The sequence below is a fragment of the Pseudomonas sp. GL-B-26 genome, assembly GCF_019947405.1.
In the GTDB taxonomy this organism is placed as follows: domain Bacteria; phylum Pseudomonadota; class Gammaproteobacteria; order Pseudomonadales; family Pseudomonadaceae; genus Aquipseudomonas.
Genome location: NZ_JAGYGJ010000003.1, coordinates 45162 through 62983, shown reverse-complemented (window position 1 = coordinate 62983; position 17822 = coordinate 45162). Strand labels below are relative to the sequence as shown.

The window sequence follows — 17822 nt, the reverse complement described above, 5'->3', positions numbered from 1 at the left end:
CAGATCCCTCAGAACTGGAAGTAAAGGAACGGCGAGAAGCTTTGCGCCGAGAGTTTGAAAATCGAGGCGATGAACAGCACCAGTACCAGCGTGCGCATCACGTAACGAGACCAGTCCGCAGTCCAGTAGGCCGGTTGCACAGTCGCTTCAACGCCGACGGTGTAGCCAGGCAGGTGGATGCTGCCCGGGTTGTCGCCCGGTACGGCTTTGATCATTCCAGGGGTCGCGGCAGCCGGGCCATCGGCCTCGACGTTCACAACAGGCTTGGTCTTCTCAGGCGGCAGGTTGCTGTAGAAGTCGCGAATGCCGAAGAACGCCAAGGTCATGTAAGCCACCACCAGAGTCGCCACTTGCAGGCCGGTGAGGCTGGCCGCGTTGAGTTCCGACAGTGACCATTCGCCGAAGCTGAACATTGCGCCGTACATGCGACCGGCGACGTGCAGGTTTTCCGAGCGGAAGATCACCCAGCCCATGACCACGAGCAGGAAGGTCAGCGCCCAGCGGATCGGGTTGATGCTGCGCGGCGAGGTGTTCAGGCCGAGGGCTTTTTCGATTGCCAGCCACGTGCCGTGCCAGGCGCCCCAGACGATGTACGTGATGTTCGCGCCGTGCCACAGACCACCGAGCAGCATGGTCAGGAACAGGTTGCGATAGGTCATCAGCGTACCTTTACGGTTACCGCCCAGCGTGATGTACAGGTAGTCACGCAACCAGGTGGACAGGCTGATGTGCCAGCGACGCCAGAACTCGGTGATCGACTGACTGATGTACGGCTGTTTGAAGTTTTCCATGAAGCGGAAACCCATCATCAAGCCCAGACCGATCGCCATGTCGCTGTAACCGGAGAAGTCGAAATACAGCTGCGCGGTGTAGGCCAGCGCGCCGAGCCAGGCATCGCCCGTGGTCGGGTTCTGCAAGGCGAAGCAATGGTCGGCCACGACCGCCAGGGTGTCGGCGATGAAGACCTTCTTGATGAAGCCCTGCATGAATCGCGTCGCACCTTCGGAGAACTTGTCGAGGGTGTGGGTACGATTGTTGAACTGGTCGGCGAGATCGCGAAAGCGCAACACCGGACCGGCAATCAGGTGCGGGAAGATCGCCACGAAAGCGGCAAAGTCGATCAAATTGCGGGTCGCCGGCGTGTCACCACGGTAGACGTCGATGATGTAGCTGATGGACTCGAAGATGTAGAACGAGATCCCGATCGGCAACAGCACGTGGGTCAGGATGAACGGCGACAGACCGACGGAGGTCATCATCGCGTTGATGCTGTCGACGCCGAAGTTGGCGTACTTGAAGTAGCCGAGAATGCACAGGTCGACGGCCACGCCCAGGAGCAACCAGCGTTGTGCCGGTTTGGTCCGAACGCCTGCGGCACCGACTTTGAGGCCGATCCAGTAGTTCCACAGGGTGACGGCTGCGAACAGCGCAAGGAAGTCCACACGCCACCAGGCATAGAACACGTAGCTGGCGATCAGCAGCAGCAGGTTGCGATAGCGCGTTCCGCTTAAGTAGTACATGCCGAGAAAGATCGGCAAGAACAAAAACAGGAACACGTTGGATGAAAATACCATCCCGGTCTCTCCATGTTTAACCAACAGTCAAGGGCCGCAGCCCCCCCAAACCCCCCACCGAAAACCGGAGGGCGTAACACACAAAACTCAAACTCGACACTGACCCTGTGGGAGCGGGCTTGCTCGCGAAAGCGGTGTATCAGTCGACATCATTGGTGAATGTCAGACCGATTTCGCGAGCAAGCCCGCTCCCACAGGGGTTTTGCGTTCGGCTCTAGGAACCTTTTTTGCCCTTCTCATTCGCCGGGTCGTAGACCTTGGTCAGGTCCCCCCCGAGGCGGAAGGTCTTGAACGGCTGCATCTCGTGCTTTTTCTCAAGCACATCCGGCGAGCAGGTGTAGAGCGAGCAGAACGGTTCGAGCCAGGCAAATTTCGAGTCGACTTTCAGGTCGGTCATGTCCTGTTCCTTACCGTTCTTGTCCTCGAATTCTTCCGGGTCTTTGACACCCGCGAGTACTCGATCACCCAGGCGTTTCAATGCGCCGTTGTTTTCCTGACGCAAGTCCACACCGTTGACCTGAGCGAAACTGGCGATCATCGCGAGCGGCGGCAGGGCGTAGTTGTGGTAGGCGAGGGCGCGTTGCTCGCGCTTGAGTTCGTTGGGCAGGTAACCCTGGGCGTCGATTTGATTGGCGCCGACCTTGAATTCCTTCACCGACCAGTCGAACAGGTCGCGGCGGTTGGTGGCGATGGACGTTGCCATCACCGACCAGGCGGCCCAGTACGAATGGTTGTTGGTTTGTTCCAGCGGCAAGTTGTCCCAGTCGCTGACTACCTGATCGGCCATTTTGTTGAACCAGGCTTCAATCAACTGCGATTCTTGCGGATGATTCGCCAACGGATGCGAGTCGGAAAACTTCAGGCGAATGTACGAAGAAGCCATGCTGCCCAAGGCCCATTTGCGCATCGACTTGCCGGTGTGGTTGAAGTCCTTGGACATTAACGCATCGGCCTTGGCCCAGGCGGTCAACCAGTTCAGCGTGCACTCGAGTTGTTCCGGACGACCGTCACGCATGAACTGCATCACGCGCTTGCTGGTGCCGCGTTCCAGTTTGGTGATATCGGCGGTGCTGTCGCGAAAGGCTTTTTCCGATGCCTCGTTCAGGGTCGAACGGGCCTTGTCGGAACCTTCGTATTTGCTGCGAAATTGCAGCGAGCCGGTGTACGGCGTCGGCATCGCATCACAGCCTTCGCTCTTGTCGCCGGTTTTGACTTTTTCAATCGGCGCGAAGTACCCCTGTGGCGGGCGCAGTGGCGCGGCGGCCTGGGTGGCTCCGGCAAACATCGCCAGAGTCAGCAGGGAGGGCGCGATCAATCTTTTCAAAGTTCGGGTTTGCATAGTTGCCTCATTGCCCGGTCTGAGCGGTACGCTGCCCAGCGCCAGGGAACACGTTGCGTTTGCAGATTTTCGCTTCGACTTTCTGAGGCGTGGTACCTGCTTTTTCAGGTCCCTGGACTTCGACGGCCAGCAGATTCTGCGAGGCCCAGTCTTCGTCCGTGCGCAACTCAAAGGCGAAACGCCCGTCGGTGTCGGAAGTTTCCGGCTTATCGATCTTGATGTCCTCGTGGCGACCGTTCATGTACCAGAGGGTGGCTTGCAGAGTTTTCACCGACGGATCGGCGAAGCGGATATCAACCTGGTGACTGCTGTTTTGCAGGTTCAGGTTCTTGCTGTTGACCATCAATTCGTTCTTGCCCGGTTTCAGCGTGGCGCTGGCGCTCATCTGTGCATCCTTGCCTTCGCAACCGTTGTCCAGCAGCGCCATCATCTGGCGGTAGATGGTTTCCTGGTCGAGGCGATAGAGCGGCGAGAATTCCCAGATCAGAATCTTCGGCGGCTTGGTCTGGAACTCTTCGCTGCCCAGGTACTGCAGCATCGAACCTTCCAGGCCACCGCCGGGGAACGCCACGTTGAGGATGTCGGCGCCGATGGCCTCTTCGAGGAAACCGGCGAAGTTGTAGTTCTTGCCGCTGTGGCTGGTGCCGACCAGGGTGATCTCCGGATTGCCGGAGTCACTGAACAGATCGCCATCAGCTGCTTCGCCTTTCGGCTCGGTGGTGAACTGATCCATGTACTGGATCGCGTAGCTGGTGCCACAGAGTTGACCCGCCATGTTGTGTAACGTTCCGGTCTTACCCATGCGACCCGACTTATGGCTCTCGAATTCGCGCTTCGGAATGTCAGCGAACTCAGGCAAATGCTTGATTTTCTCGCCGACGATTTTCGCCGTGCGTTGGGCGCCATACGGCGTCCAGTGTTGGTCGCCGCGGAAGTAGAAGTCGTGGGCCGGCAGGGTTTCTGGCAGTGATTCGTTGGTCAGTGGCGACAGGTCAGGCACCACGTAACCCATCTGCTCGAAACGCCCGAGCATGGTCTTGTAGTTCCGCAAGGCCTTGTCGAAATCGTACTTGGCCTTGTCTTCCGGGTTGAGCTTGTTGCGGTTTACCAGCCCACGGGTCGGCTGGTAAACGATGACCAGTTCAATGCCTTTGCTCTTGAACGCATCGTGCAGTTCTTTCATGCGCTTGTAGCCGGCGGGTGTGGTGTCGAACTCGGTGCGCAAGTCTTCTTGCGTACGGAACAACCAATCGCCCTGAGCCTGCACCAGCGTGGTGAAGTTCTGCTGATAGCGCGTGGTGTAGTTCTTCGGGTCGTGGGCTTCCGGGCACAGGCTGCAGCACGGTTCGGCGCTGAAGGCAGGTGCTTTGGCTTCATCGGCACGAGCGCCGGCGCTGGCCGCGAAAATGCCGACGGTCAGGGCCGACAGGCTGAGTAATTTGATCAAGTGTGAGTGCATAAAATTATCCTCAGTCCCGTATTTTGGTCTGGCGTTCGACAGGGTCGATCAACACGGCTTTCTGCTGGCGCACCAGCAGGTCGAGAATTTCGTCCTGGCGCTCGCCGAGAATCCCCGAGAAGCTGATGCCGCTGGATTTGGTCGGTGCAAGCATGGACACGCGATACAACTCGACGCTCAACGGCGAGTCGATGGACAGCGGGCCGCTGCCGTTGCCGGCCAGTTCGCCGCCGACCACGATCAGGGACACCTGGGCATCGAACGGGTCGAGCTTGATGTCCCGGTCGGTGTCGCTCAGGTCCTTGATGTGCCCGTAGACACCGGTCAGGCCGTTGGCCATGGACAGGTTTTCGTAGAGGCGGATGTTCACGCTGTTACGAATCCGGATGCCGTGGCGTTTGTTGCTGATCACCTTGTTGCCGTAGATCAGGTTGTCGGCACTCTCGTAGAGGGTGATGCCGTCGGTGTGGTTCTTGTAGATCTCGTTGTAGGCGATCAGGTTGTTGACGCTGTTACGGTCGATCACCAGGCCCGACAACTTGTTGTCGTAGCTGCGGTTGTTGAAGATGAAGCTGTCGTTCACTTCACGGGAAATAATGATCCCGTGCTTCTTCTTGGTACCAAACACCGTGTTGTCGGCAATGATCAGACCGTGGGAACGGTCATGCGGGTCAATGCCGTAGACGATGTTGTCTTTGTAGGTGTTGCCCTTGACCACGAAGTCGCGGGTTTCGTAGCAGTAGAAGCCGTACCACATGTCCGAGAACTCGGAGCCGACGATCCAGCCGCTCGGTTCAGGGCGCTTGAGCACCTTGGCCATGTTCGGCGTGTATTGGGAAATACTCACGCCATAGGACTTACTGTTGGCGTAGCCGAAACTGGCGATCTTGCTGTTGGCGATGTAGGTCTGGGTGCCGCCCCAGGACAGCAGGAACGGACGGAATTCCTTCGGCGACTTGAAGGCCGCCGGACCGTTTGCCTTCTCGCTCCAGCCAGTGATTTTGGTATCACGCACGAACAGCTGACCATCGTTGACCAGGAACGAACCGGCCTCTTGGGACAGGCGCAGTTCCTGGGTCTGCTTGTCGATTTCCAGGATGCCTTTCTCACCCACCACGATCGGCAACTTCGCCAGGAACACACCCGGCGAGGTTTCGCTGAAGTACTGCTGGGGTACTTTCTTGGCCAGATCCTTGAGGTTCATGTAGCCGTCGTCGATGAAAATCGCCTGTGGGATACCGTGCTGACGCACGACCCATTCAGCCATCTTGTTATCGCCGCCGATGAAGTCCTTCAGGGCGTTTTCCTGCATCATCCGGCGCACGCTGATCTTGCCAGCCTTGGTGCGCACGATTTTCGCGGCGATGGCTTCTGCGGTGTAGCCGGAGGTGTCCGGCAGTTTCGGCTTGGCCAACTCCAGCGGCGCAGTCGGTGCGCTGCTGACGGTGTAGGTCTTGGCTTGTTGCAATCCCTTGGCAATGGTCGCCGGCTGGCCTTTTTGAACGGGCGAGGCCGGCTCCACAGTGGCGAAGACTGCCGTGCTGGCCAGCAACATCGCGCCGGCCAGCAAGGTTATCGAGCCTCTCTTCGGACTGTTCATGTCAGGAACTCCCTTAGCGGTTCGCATCAGAAGCGCCAGATCACGTCGATAAACGCGCGGTGCATGTACGAGTCGACGCCTTTGCCATACGCATCGCCGGGCTTGAACACACCGCCACGCAACCGCACCAGGGCCGAAGGCTCATCGATCGACTGGCTCAAGGACGCGGGCAGCAGGCCTTGCTTGAAGTACTTGGTGACGACCACGTCCATTTCCTGGCCGAGGTCTTTGCTGCCATCTTCCAGCGGCAGGGACGTGCTGGAAAGAATCGCGCCGGTCGCGTCGTCGGTGTTGTTCTCGACGGCGTTGATGCCATTGCTGCCGACCGGCTTGTTGCCGTCGACGCGCCAGAACTTGTGGTAAATCACGCTGGCGTCGTATTCGTCGTTGAGCATCCACGAACCGAACAGAGTGGCGGACTGCATGTTTTGCATTTCGCCACGGAAGGCTTCGCCGAAACGGTGAACCCGCGAGCGAGTACCGGTGTAGTTCGAGCGGTTGCTTTCCAGGCCGTTCTGTTCGTAATCGGCGCTGGCACGGGCATAGGCTGCACCGACTTGCCATTGCGGATCGAGGCGCAGACGTACGCCCAGGTCAGTGGCCCAGCCATCAACATCGCCACTGGTTTTGGCTTGTGCTGGAGCGGTGCCATCGGCGTTGAGCGGGTTGACCTTGTCGCGGTCGCCGCTCATACCTGTGACGCTTCCCCAGTAGTTGACGGTGTTGGTGTTGCGCCAGTTGTAGGCATCGCTGTCGGCGGTAAGGCCCATCCAGCTGATGTCGCCATTCTGTTTCTTGTCCAGGGAATCGGCGGGAACACCCGGCTGCGCGTAGTCGAGCTTGCCGTCATCGTGGGTGTGATGACCACGAATGCCGACCCAGTTGCCCGGCGTCCACTGGTACGCCGCGTCGGCGTAAGCGTGCAGGCGATCCTTGTCCTTGGGCGCGAGTTCTGTGAGGTCGGTGCGGTACTCGCTGAAGCGTTCGGCAACACCGGCGTTGGCGCGCAACAGGGTGGTGTCGAAGGTCCAGTTCAGGGCTTCGATGTTGGTGTCGCGCCATTGACCGTCGTCGTTGTGCAGGCGCTGGCGACCGAGCTTGAGCATCTCGCCGGGGTAGGGCGTAAGGCCGCTGTAACCGACCCAGAACTCACGCATCGCCAGGTAGTTTTTCTTGCTCTTGCGATCACCGTTGTCGGTGGTCTGGGTGCCGTCGCTGTCGGACTGTTGCAGGGTGTCCGTCTCGATGATGTCGGTGGACGTCACTGCCTGACCCATGGCATAGCCGCTCCACGCGCCGCTCTCGCCATAAATCCATGGACGCAAGTCGAGGCCGACGCCGTTGACGTCGCCGCCGCTCTGCGTACCCAGGTCGGTGTCGTCTTCGGACTGGGCGGTGACTTTCACGTCAAGGCCGTAGTTCTTGCTTTCAGTCAGGGCCGCCAGGGTCGGGCACGACCACAGCAGGGCGAATGACAGGCCAATACCGGCCTTAACGAATGGATTCAACTTCATAGGGATTCCTCGCCGTCTTCTTCTTCCAGGGCATGCAGTTCCAGCGTGTTCTGACTCAAGGCACCACGAACAGCCTGTTCTTGTTTCAACAGACGTTGGGCCTCGGCGAGCTGGGCAGGCGGCAGTTGGGCTTCGAGTGTTTGCGCAAGCTCGGTGGCTTGCGGGGTGTTCTGGGCCTTGGCCAATTGGCTGAAGACATAAGCGTTAAGCGGGTCGGGCCGGGTGCCCTTGCCTTGGGAGAACAGTTGGGCAATGGCGAAGTCGGCGCTGTTCTGGCCGTTACGCGCAGCCTTGAGCAGGTGGTCCAGCGCTTTCTGCGAATAGACCTTGCCCAGGTAACCGCGACGGTAGATCTGGCCGAGGTAGTAATCGGCGGCCACTTCTCTGTCGACGGCTTTCTTGAAATGTTCTTCGGCGACCTTCGCGTCAGCCGGGACCATTTTGCCTTCGTAGTAGAGCTTGCCCAGCAACAGTTCGGCGCGCGGCTGGTCGGCAGCGCGGCCGTTGTCCAGGTACTTCATCATCGTGTCGACGTCACCCAGTTCCGGGAAGTCGTAGAGCAGTTGCGCCAGGCTGACCCAGGAAGCGGGGTAGCCGGGTGCGATGCCTTCGAGCAGTGACTGAGCGGTTTTCTCGTCGGTCGTGCCCAGGGATGCATCGCCCAGTACGCGAGCCACGCTGTCCACCCGCTGCGCGGAAACCGCGCCGCGAGCCTGAGCGGCTTGCATTTGCTTGATCAGTTCGGCCTGTTTCTCTGGCTGGGCTTTTTTCTGATAGACCGTGGCCAGTTCGACGTAGCAGATGTCGGTGGTGTTCAACGCGGCCTTGCAGATCGTTTCCACTTCGTCCAGGTGCTGGTCGTAAGTGCCCTGGGTGCGATAAAGCAGCACTTGGGCCAGGCCCGCTTCCGGCTTGCCTTCGGCGCGCCATTGGCTGATCTGCTGTTGCGCGTTGACGTTCGGGAAACTGTGCGGGTATTGCAGGTACAGCATCGCCAGCGGGATCAGGGTGTTGCCTTCGCCTGCGGCGGTGGCTTTCTTCAACAGGCCTTCGGCTTCGTGCTGTTCGGCTTCGGTGGAGCCGGGTTTGGCCACCAGCAGACGACCCAGGCGAGCCTGAGCTCGCGGCGAGACGCTGGCCGCAGCGCGATAAGTCGCCTCGGCTTTCTTGATCTGCGCCGGGTCACGGCTGTCGACCTGGATATCGGCGAGGCCAACCTGTGCTTCGCTGTAGCCCAGGTCTGCCAGTTGCTGGTAATTCTGCGCCGCCAGCGTGGTATCACCGCGCTTGAGGGCTTCGTTGGCCAGACGCTGGTCGGGCAGGCCGGCGCATCCGGCCAGGGCAATTGCCATGGCCAGAGTCAGCGGGACTGGCAGGATTCTGAGTGGGCTAGTCACGGGCATGTCCTCTTGTTTTTAACGACCGGCGGCCATGGCTTTGTCGATCAGCCAGTTCAGGTTCGGACCACGGGTGGCGTTGACTTCAACCGGGCGACCGGCGAATTTGCTGTCCAGCGGCTCGTCAGGTTTGATCTGCACGCGGATGTCGGACGACAGGTCGGCGCTTTTCAGGCTGGTGCTGCTGATGATCGTGCCGGAGCGGGTTTTGTCTTCGCCGGCGATCTGGAAGCTGACCGAGCTGCCTGGCAGCACGTCGCCGAACTGGCGATAGGAGAAGCGCGCTTCAACGTTGGCTTCGCTGTTACGCGGCACCAGTTGGAAGATCACGTCGCCCTTGTTGGCGTACTGACCGTCGGCGACCATTTGCTGCGCTACGGTGCAATCGCATGGCGACGTCAGGGTGCCGGTCATTTGCTTGCCGAACAGTTCTTCAACCTTGGCCGGTTGTAATTGATTGTCGTCAAGATGGCCCTTGAGCACATCGAGCATGCTGGTGCTGAACGTCGCCAGCGGCGCGCCTTTGGCGGCAACGCCGTCGGCCTTGATCAGGCTCTGCACCGTGCCGTCGCGCGGCATGGTGATGCTCATGCCCGCCACGCTGACCAGACCGGCCTGGGCGTGGCTGACGAAGTACATGCCGTACACCGACTTGAAGATGAAGCCGAATGCCGTCAGGCCGACGAGGAAAATCGCGAGGCTGAAGGTCACTGCACGCAGGCGACCGAACGGGGTCATGCCGTGGCCGCCATCCTTGTTCTTGCGCGCCTTGGTGAAGTTGTCGCGTTGCAGGGTGGCCAACACTTCACCCATGGTGACGATGTCGCCGGCCAAGTGAGAAGTGATCAGGTGGCGCAGGGTGGAAATATCCTGGGATTCGAGGTTCTGGAACTGGCAACCGGTACGACCGGTTTCGCGGTCGTGGGAGCGCACCAGTAACTCGACGTCCATGGCCAGGCCGAGGTTATCGATGACGAACTGCAGGCGAGCCTTGTACACGTCGCCGACCTTCAGTGGCAGCTGACCGGCGTTGAAAGCCAGGCCGCCAGCGGAGAGGTCGATGACCCGAGCTTCTACCGGGGTCCGGTCAGGACCGTAGAAACGCAGCTTGGCCGGGATTTTTACCCGGGCGTGCTGGCGCTGGGCTTCTGATTCATGCACTACGTTGGCGTTGACGGCGGTATTCATATGGACGTTTTCCTAGTTAATTCAGGCGAGTTCGGTCAGACCATCATCAGCAGCACAGCAACAAAAATGCTGCCGGCGGAGAAGGTCATGGTCCGAGACGACCAAGTGTTGAACCAACCTTGAAAGCTGGCGAGATCACGGGTCAGGGAAGTGGGCTGGCGACTCCAGGACTGTCGGTCGAGGCGGAAGAACACGTAGATCTTCACCAGCGCGCCGACGATCTGGTTGTAATAGAGAATCGCCGGGTAGGCCGGGCCGATCGTGTGACCGGACAAAGACAGCAGCACGGTCAGGATCAGGCGGGTAATGCCGATCCACAGCAGGTAAACCAGGATGAACGCTGCGCCGTATTTGACGGTGGCGATGAGCGCGACGGTCAGGCCCAGCAGCGACGTCCACATCGACACACGCTGGTCGAACAGCACCACCGAAGTGAACAGGCCGAGACGTTTCATCCCCAGGCCCAAGGCGCGGGAGTTCTGCCGCAGGTTGTTGCCGTACCAGCGGAACATCAGTTTGCGACTGGCCTTGATGAAGCTTTTTTCCGGCGGGTGTTCCACGGTGTGAATGGCGGCGTCCGGCACATAAAACGTGTCGTAGCCCAGGCGCATCAAGCTGAACCAGCTCGACTTGTCATCACCGGTGAGGAACTTGAAGCGACCCAGGCGCCAGTGTTGCAGCGAGTCGCTTTCCACGTCGGCGATGAAGTCCGGGTTGGTCACCACAGTGGCGCGGAATACCGACATCCGCCCGGTCATGGTCAGCACGCGCTTGGACAGGGCCATCGAGCACATGTTGATGTGGCGCTGGGCGAAGCGCAGTTTGTGCCACTCGCTCATGATGTAGCCGCCGCGCACTTCGCAGAACTCGTTGGTGGTCAGGCCGCCGACATTGCCGAACAGCTGGAACCACGGCACGGTCTTGAGCACGACGCCTTCGGCGAGCACGGTGTCGCCATCGATCACTGCAACCACGGCGCGGTCGTCCGGCAGGTGGCGGGAGATGGCGCGGAAACCGTAAGCCAGGCCATCACGCTTGCCGGTGCCGGGAATGCGCACGAAGTCGAGCTTGACGCGAGCCGGTGGATTCATTTTGGCCCAAAGGCTTTTCACCAGCTTCTCATCGGACATTTCCACGATGGAGCAGACCATGGTGGTCGGCAGGCCGCAGTCGATCGCTTCGCGAATCACCGAGGCGTAGACCTGGGCGGTGGTCAGCGCGTCGATACGAAAACTGGTGACCATCAGAAATACATGGGACGGGTCTGCCGCTTTACCCAGCTTGCGCACTTTGCGCCGCAGGTGCGGGTAGACCACGTACAGAAACAGCATGCCGCGCAAAAAGTGCGTGGCACCCATCGAGTAGCGCCAGATACCGACGATCCCGATCAGGAAGATGAAGTCCTTCGACTCGGAGTCGAACGTGGACGCAGGCAACGCCATGGCGATGCCCATCAATAAACTTAGGTAAAACAGCCAACCGGCGACCTGAAGTAGGCCGTGCTTTAGCCTGTGCATAATCTGCATCCGTCTCTATCTCGGGCGAGCCTGTGGGGTGGCCCGATGGGGTTAAGGCAGGCTTACGAAAACTGGCGACATCCGTTCTGGATGACGCCAGAAATCCTGTAGGAGCTGGCGAAGCCTGCGATCTTTTGATCTTTCGCTTGAAACTCAAGTGGATCTGGAAAGATCGCAGCCTCGTTTCACTCGACAGCTCCTACGCAGCTCCTACGACCGCATTACCAGCAGATGCCTTCGGTGCGACCGCTAACGCTGGTGGCCTGGGACATGAAGCCGACCAGGTCGATCACTTGCTTGCCGTGTGGAGCGTTCTGCGCCAGGGCGCGGAATTTCTCGTCACGGTTGCCGAGGATGATCACGTCGGAGTTGTTGATCACTTCGTCGAAATTGGCGTTGAGCAAGGACGAGACGTGAGGGATCTTCGACTCGATGTAATCCTTGTTCGCACCGTGGACACGGGCGTATTCGACGTTGGTGTCGTAGATGCTCAGGTCGTAGCCCTTGCCGATCAGCATTTCTGCCAGATCCACCAGCGGGCTTTCGCGCAGGTCGTCAGTACCGGCCTTGAAGCTCAGACCCAGCAGGGCGACTTTGCGTTTGCCGTGGCTGGTGACGATGTCGAAGGCGTTCTGCACCTGGGACTCGTTACTGCGCATCAGCGAGTTGAGCAGCGGTGCTTGCACGTCCAGGGAACCGGCGCGGTAGGTCAGGGCGCGAACGTCCTTCGGCAGGCAGGAACCGCCGAACGCGAAGCCAGGGCGCATGTAGTACTGGGACAGGTTCAGCGTCTTGTCCTGGCAGACCACTTCCATCACTTCGCGGCCATCGACGCCGACAGCCTTGGCGATGTTGCCGATCTCGTTGGCGAAGGTCACCTTGGTGGCGTGCCACACGTTGCAGGTGTACTTGATCATCTCGGCCACTGCGATGTCCTTGCGGATGATCGGAGCGTCGAGTTCTTCGTACAGCGATTGCAGAACGTCGCCCGACGCCTTGTCGAACTCGCCGATAACGGTCATTGGCGGCAGGTCGTAGTCGGCGATCGCGGTGCTTTCACGCAGGAACTCAGGGTTCACTGCAACACCGAAGTCGACACCGGCTTTCTTGCCGGAGCAGTCTTCGAGGATCGGGATCACTACGTTTGCCACAGTGCCTGGCAGTACGGTGCTGCGAACCACGATGGTGTGACGGGTGGTCTTGTCACGCAGGACAAAACCGATCTCGCGGCACACGGCTTCGATGTAGTTCAGTTCCAGGTCGCCGTTCTTCTTGCTCGGCGTGCCGACGCAGATCATCGACAGGTCGGTGTCGCGAATCGCCTCGGCGAAGTTGGTCGTGCCGCGCAATTTGCCCGTCTCGATACCCTTCTGCAGAAGCTCGCCCAGACCCGGTTCAACGATCGGCGATTTGCCGGCGTTGATCATATCGATTTTGTCTTTGGCAACATCGACGCCAACGACGTCATGGCCCCGTGCAGACAGGCAACCGGCACATACTGCGCCGACGTAACCCAAACCAAATATGCTGATGCGCATCGCAATTACCTCTGTGTTTATCAAGCCATTACATGGCCGGAGTTAATGGTGTTCAGCGGTCGTAGTGCACTCGGAAGTGCGCCTTAAAGGCGTCACAATGCCGCGTGCAGGCATATAAGTTCCGAGTGTCTAAATAAGTGCACTCAAGATGTGCGCAACTAGGCTTTTATTGTTATGGCGTGCCCTGTTATGCAGCAGATCTTCTAATCAGAAGACATTCGTGCAAAGGTCTTGCGCGCTCAATGCCAGGCCAGAAGCCCGTAAATCAAGCGGTTGGGTGCTCAGGTGAGCACGTTTATAGGGGCGCAGCCTTGGCCTTGTAGGGGATATTTATGATGCTTAATCTCCTGTCCTTCATGTGTTGCCCAAATCAGGGATCAGTCAGCAGAAGTTAATGTGACAACTCTGCTACGTGAATCTCTTCTCTGCGTAAGTTATCTCGTACAAGCTCAGAGAGAATGGTTACCGGTGGTATGAGCGACGCATTTGGACATAGTTCCGGTCCGCCCATCGCGAATTCTGAAATTTCTTGAAATATTGAAAAAGATGGCACTGCTTTCATATTGATAGCAACGCCTGTCTCACCCTTGATACATAGGGGGATTGTCGGGTTAGATAGTTATTTGCCACTACCGATAAAAAAATTCAGTGCCACTACTGAAAAAAATCAGCAAAGTCGAGTGAAACTAAAGTTAGAAAATCGAGTGATTGATTTTTGACGTCAGTAAAGTGACGAGTGGGGCGGGGAATTGTTGGACGATTGGACGTGGCGCACGACCCCTTAATGAGGCGTGCGCCAACCGGGTGTTTACTCAGGTGCGTGATCGCGCAGGAACACCAGATTGTCCGGTTTAGACTGCTCGGCGCTGTAGCGATAACCTTGTACGTCGAACTGCTTGAGGGCTTGCGGGTCGTTGATGCGCTCTTCAATGACGAAGCGACTCATCATGCCGCGCGCCTTTTTCGCGTAGAAGCTGATGATCTTGTACTGGCCGTTCTTCAGATCCTTGAAGTCGGTATTGATGATGCGCGCGTTCAGGGCGCTGCGTTTGACCGCCGAGAAGTACTCGTTGGAGGCCAGGTTCAGCAGCACGTCATCGCCTTGATCGGCCAGGGCTTCGTTCAACCATTCGCTGATCCGTGTGCCCCAGAAGGCATACAAATCCTTGCCACGGGCATTCGCCAGTTTGGTGCCCATCTCCAGTCGATACGGCTGCATCAGGTCCAGCGGGCGCAGCAGGCCGTACAGGCCGGACAACATGCGCAAGTGCTGCTGGGCGTAATCGAAATCGGCTTCGCTGAAGGTTTGAGCATTCAACCCGGTGTAGACGTCACCCTTGAAGGCGAGCAGTGCCTGCTTGGCGTTTTCCGGAGTGAATGCGGGGGTCCAACTGCCGAAACGCGCGGCGTTGAGCCCGCCGATCTTGTCGGAGACGTGCATCAGCTCGCTGATTTGTGCAGGGGCCAGCTCGCGCAATTGCAGGATCAGCTCCTGGGAATGGTCGAGGTATTGTGGCTGAGTGAAGCGTTGGGTCGCCGGCGGTGTTTCGTAATCGAGGGTCTTGGCGGGGGAAATCACCATCAGCATGAAGTCGTCTCCTTTAATCGTGGGGGCGATTCTAGGGGGTTGTCCTGGTTGACTCCAGCTATGGGTGTCATAGGTGATCGGTGGTGTCATGGAACAAGATCGCAGCGCGTACATCTGTAGGAGCTGTCGAGCGAAGCGAGGCTGCGATCTTTTGATCTTCCCGCGATATAGTGCCGCGCGGGTTTTGTTATGGAGACATCCCATTGCGTATCGTTTTTCTATTCTCGGCCTTGCTGTTGAGCTTTGGCGCCATGGCGGCGCCGGGCGATGTGGCGACGCTTGATCGCAGCACCTGGCCTGAACAGCTCAACAGCCCGACCCTGTTCGATGTGGCGTCACGGGCCGAAATCCTCATGTTCGCTCGCGTCCTGTTGGCCAGCGAATCCCTGGATGAAGAGAGCCTGGCCCAGCGCCTGGGGTTGCGCACGGTCAATCTGGAATCGATCAACAACCTGCGCCAGCGCATGTGGCAGCGACTGCTGACCAACTACAACTACGCCCAACAGAGCTGCGATCAGGATGCCTCCTTCTGTTTCCTGGTCGAGGACATGGACACCCTGCGCCAGCAAGCCGCCAAGTTTCAGGTCAGCAATGAGAGCTACTACATAAAGTGGGCCGAGCCGAGCCGACTGTTCCACGCCCAGTACCTGGACGAGCAATTGCGCAAGGCAGCGCTGTTTCCGCAAACCAGCAGCGAAATCGATCGTTTTGGCGACTATGAGCGCAATGGCGATCAGATGCATGACCGGCTGTTTTTGCTGACGTTCGACAGTGCCGCCAATACCGCGCCGGATAACACCGCCTGGGCCACGGAATACCTGCGCAAGTCGAACATGAGTGGCACGTTCTTCGTCCTCGGCAAGGACATCCAGGCCCGTCTGGCCGATCGTTCGGTAGCCAGCCTGCAAGCGACGTACTCGAAGCAGTGCATTGGCGTGCAAGGCTGGGAATTTCGCTCACACAGCCATTGGCAGGACTGGCAGGACTCGGTACGACGCAGCGTCGAACTGGTCAAAAGCAAACTGCCCGAGAACTACGTGCCATTGTTTCGGCCGCCCGATGGCCAACGTCGGTCTGACGCTGAAGGATTTTTCAGATCCCAGGGCTTGCAGGTGGCGCTGTGGGATATCGATGCCCAGGACGGTGCGGGCAAGCTAAAAGCCAATCAGAGCGCGCAACGGGTGTTGAGCCTGATGTTGTTGTGGCGACACGGGGTGATCAACTTCAACGTGAAGCAGGATGCGCTGAAAACGGCGATGCCCTGGCTCATCACGCAAACGGCGCAAAGCGGAATCGGCTGGGAAGACTGTCAGGACGCGTTTCGCTGAAAACGACGAAAGGCCGTAAACATTGGGGGAGGGGTGGTTTTGGGCGAAAATTCGATGCAGGCGGACTTCCGACTTTAACGGGGTGATGGCAATCCGCCTAGTGCTATTGGTCACTCTGAAAAATAAACTTCAAAAAAACGTCAAAGTACTTTTTTCTGTCACAGGTTTTGGAGTATTACGAAGACAGACCGCCGAAACCTGCAGACAGGTGGCGTCTTCCAAGACCCCCATTTGTGTGCAGTTCACTTGAATCCTCGCAGGTGAATTCGGTGGCCACTTCGAGGCGCAGCACTGTAACGGTATTGCGTCGACTGGCTCCCACAAAGGTGACCGAGTATGGATGATCACGGACGTAGTTCTTCCTCCAACCAGCCAATCCTTTATGTACTCGATACCAACGTATTGATTCACGATCCAAACGCCCTGCTTAACTTCGAAGAACACCACGTCGCCATCCCGATGACCGTGCTTGAGGAACTCGACAAGCTCAAGAGCGGGCATCACAGCGTGGCTGCAGAATGCCGTCAGGCGATTCGCCTGATCGACAAGACTCTGGGCGATGCCAGTCCTGAAGACGTCGAGCTCGGCGTACCGATCCAGCGTGGCAAAAGTGGTCCCAAGGGTTTGCTGTCAATTCTGATGAGCAAACGTGCCGAACCGAACATCATTCTGCCCGAGCACCTGAACGACAACATCATCATCAACCAGTTGATCGACCTGCACGCACGCGAACCAAAGCTGCCCGTGGTGCTGGTCACCAAAGACATCAACATGCGCCTCAAGGCCCGGGCTTGCGGGATTGCGGCCGAGGACTACAGCACCGACCAACTGGTTGACGACGTGTCGCTGCTGCCCAACGGTTATCACAACATGACCGGCTCCTTCTGGGACCGTGTGAGGAATGTCGACACCCGTCAGGACCATGGCCGCACCTGGCACCAGGTTCAGCTGATCGACAACCTGCCGGCGGTGCACGTCAACGAGTTCATCATCGATGAACAGGGCTTTGTCGGCTGGATCAAGGAGATCGAGGAAGACAAACTGCTGATTCTCGACCTGCATCAGGAACCCCTGTTGCACCAGGAAGCCTGGGGCCTGAAACCGCGTGACATCTATCAAAGCCTGGCGCTGTACGCCTTGCTCGATCCGGATATCCACCTGGTCAACCTGACCGGGGCAGCAGGTTCCGGTAAAACCATCCTCGCACTGGCGGCGGCGATCGAGCAGACCATGGTCAGCAAACGCTATCGCCGGATCATCGCGACCCGTAGCGTGCAGGGCCTGGATCAGGAGATCGGTTTCCTGCCCGGCACCGAAGCGGAAAAGATGGAGCCTTGGCTGGGCGCCATCACCGACAACCTCGAAGCCTTGCACATGGATGACGAAAACACCCATGGCAGCGTCGATTACATCCTCAGCAAAGTGCCGTTGCAGTTCAAATCCCTCAACTACATTCGAGGCCGCAGCTTCCAGCAGAGTCTGATCCTGATCGATGAATGCCAGAACCTCACGCCGCACCAGATGAAAACCATCATCACCCGTGCCGGCGCCGGTTCCAAAGTGGTGTGCCTGGGTAACCTGGCACAGATCGACACCCCTTACCTGTCCGCGACCAGTTCCGGGCTGACGTACCTGACAGAGCGCTTCAAGGATTTCCCCAACGGTGTGCACATCACCCTGCAAGGGGTGCCACGTTCGATTCTGGCCGAATACGCCGAATCGCATTTGTAACCCTCACCAAAACCGGGCGGCCTCAGAACTGCCCGGTTTCTTATCCCAA

At 58.5% G+C, this 17822-nt stretch carries 12 protein-coding genes; 2 read left to right on the top strand and 10 right to left on the bottom strand.

The genetic code is table 11. The features are described 5' to 3' along the window. Window positions 1–8 precede the first annotated feature (8 nt). The 10 genes from KGB23_RS02850 to yaaA form a co-directional block, all read right to left on the bottom strand. Window positions 9–1574, bottom strand: coding sequence for an MBOAT family O-acyltransferase (locus KGB23_RS02850; protein ID WP_223429801.1), 1566 nt, complete (start codon window positions 1572–1574; stop codon window positions 9–11). Window positions 1575–1788: 214 nt separating this feature from the next. Then, window positions 1789–2913 carry a mannuronate-specific alginate lyase gene (locus KGB23_RS02845; RefSeq protein ID WP_223429800.1) on the bottom strand — a complete coding sequence of 375 codons (1125 nt, stop codon included), beginning with the start codon at window positions 2911–2913 and terminating at the stop codon, window positions 1789–1791. A gap of 7 nt (window positions 2914–2920) precedes the next feature. After that, window positions 2921–4372 (bottom strand): alginate O-acetyltransferase, encoded by a 1452-nt coding sequence (locus tag KGB23_RS02840; RefSeq protein ID WP_223429799.1) that lies wholly within the window; start codon window positions 4370–4372, stop codon window positions 2921–2923. 10 nt (window positions 4373–4382) lie between these two features. Further along, window positions 4383–5972 (bottom strand): mannuronan 5-epimerase AlgG, encoded by a 1590-nt coding sequence (algG, locus tag KGB23_RS02835; protein WP_223429798.1) that lies wholly within the window; start codon window positions 5970–5972, stop codon window positions 4383–4385. Window positions 5973–5998: 26 nt separating this feature from the next. Further along, the gene (locus KGB23_RS02830) at window positions 5999–7486 is read right to left on the bottom strand and encodes an alginate export family protein (RefSeq protein WP_223429797.1); all 1488 of its coding nucleotides are present in this window, start codon (window positions 7484–7486) and stop codon (window positions 5999–6001) included. Then, entirely contained in the window at window positions 7483–8889 is a 1407-nt protein-coding gene (gene algK / locus KGB23_RS02825; protein ID WP_095132971.1) for an alginate biosynthesis TPR repeat lipoprotein AlgK, read from the bottom strand. Before algK ends, KGB23_RS02830 begins: the two co-directional genes overlap by 4 nt. Before the next feature lie 12 nt (window positions 8890–8901). Beyond that, window positions 8902–10071, bottom strand: coding sequence for an alginate biosynthesis protein Alg44 (locus KGB23_RS02820; protein ID WP_223429796.1), 1170 nt, complete (start codon window positions 10069–10071; stop codon window positions 8902–8904). Window positions 10072–10106: 35 nt separating this feature from the next. Beyond that, window positions 10107–11588 carry a mannuronan synthase gene (alg8, locus tag KGB23_RS02815; RefSeq protein WP_411741481.1) on the bottom strand — a complete coding sequence of 494 codons (1482 nt, stop codon included), beginning with the start codon at window positions 11586–11588 and terminating at the stop codon, window positions 10107–10109. 221 nt (window positions 11589–11809) lie between these two features. Further along, window positions 11810–13126 carry a nucleotide sugar dehydrogenase gene (locus KGB23_RS02810; RefSeq protein WP_223429795.1) on the bottom strand — a complete coding sequence of 439 codons (1317 nt, stop codon included), beginning with the start codon at window positions 13124–13126 and terminating at the stop codon, window positions 11810–11812. An 808-nt stretch (window positions 13127–13934) separates the two neighbouring features. Beyond that, complete coding sequence (gene yaaA / locus KGB23_RS02805; RefSeq protein WP_223429794.1) at window positions 13935–14714, bottom strand: peroxide stress protein YaaA; 780 nt, start codon at window positions 14712–14714, stop codon at window positions 13935–13937. Between the two features lie 203 nt (window positions 14715–14917). Between yaaA and KGB23_RS02800 the strand changes: the two genes are divergently transcribed. Further along, on the top strand, window positions 14918–16042 hold the full coding sequence (locus tag KGB23_RS02800; protein WP_223429793.1) for a polysaccharide deacetylase family protein: 1125 nt from the start codon (window positions 14918–14920) through the stop codon (window positions 16040–16042). 336 nt (window positions 16043–16378) lie between these two features. Then, complete coding sequence (locus tag KGB23_RS02795; RefSeq protein ID WP_046045946.1) at window positions 16379–17773, top strand: PhoH family protein; 1395 nt, start codon at window positions 16379–16381, stop codon at window positions 17771–17773. The last annotated feature ends 49 nt before the right edge of the window (window positions 17774–17822 follow it).

Bases quoted from the DNA above. Each gene is read 5' to 3' on its own strand.
- KGB23_RS02850 (WP_223429801.1), bottom strand. From the start codon at position 1,574: ATGGTATTTTCATCCAACGTGTTCCTGTTTTTGTTCTTGCCGATCTTT.
- KGB23_RS02845 (WP_223429800.1), bottom strand. From the start codon at position 2,913: ATGCAAACCCGAACTTTGAAAAGATTGATCGCGCCCTCCCTGCTGACT.
- KGB23_RS02840 (WP_223429799.1), bottom strand. From the start codon at position 4,372: ATGCACTCACACTTGATCAAATTACTCAGCCTGTCGGCCCTGACCGTC.
- algG (WP_223429798.1), bottom strand. From the start codon at position 5,972: ATGAACAGTCCGAAGAGAGGCTCGATAACCTTGCTGGCCGGCGCGATG.
- KGB23_RS02830 (WP_223429797.1), bottom strand. From the start codon at position 7,486: ATGAAGTTGAATCCATTCGTTAAGGCCGGTATTGGCCTGTCATTCGCC.
- algK (WP_095132971.1), bottom strand. From the start codon at position 8,889: ATGCCCGTGACTAGCCCACTCAGAATCCTGCCAGTCCCGCTGACTCTG.
- KGB23_RS02820 (WP_223429796.1), bottom strand. From the start codon at position 10,071: ATGAATACCGCCGTCAACGCCAACGTAGTGCATGAATCAGAAGCCCAG.
- alg8 (WP_411741481.1), bottom strand. From the start codon at position 11,588: ATGCACAGGCTAAAGCACGGCCTACTTCAGGTCGCCGGTTGGCTGTTT.
- KGB23_RS02810 (WP_223429795.1), bottom strand. From the start codon at position 13,126: ATGCGCATCAGCATATTTGGTTTGGGTTACGTCGGCGCAGTATGTGCC.
- yaaA (WP_223429794.1), bottom strand. From the start codon at position 14,714: ATGCTGATGGTGATTTCCCCCGCCAAGACCCTCGATTACGAAACACCG.
- KGB23_RS02795 (WP_046045946.1), top strand. From the start codon at position 16,379: ATGGATGATCACGGACGTAGTTCTTCCTCCAACCAGCCAATCCTTTAT.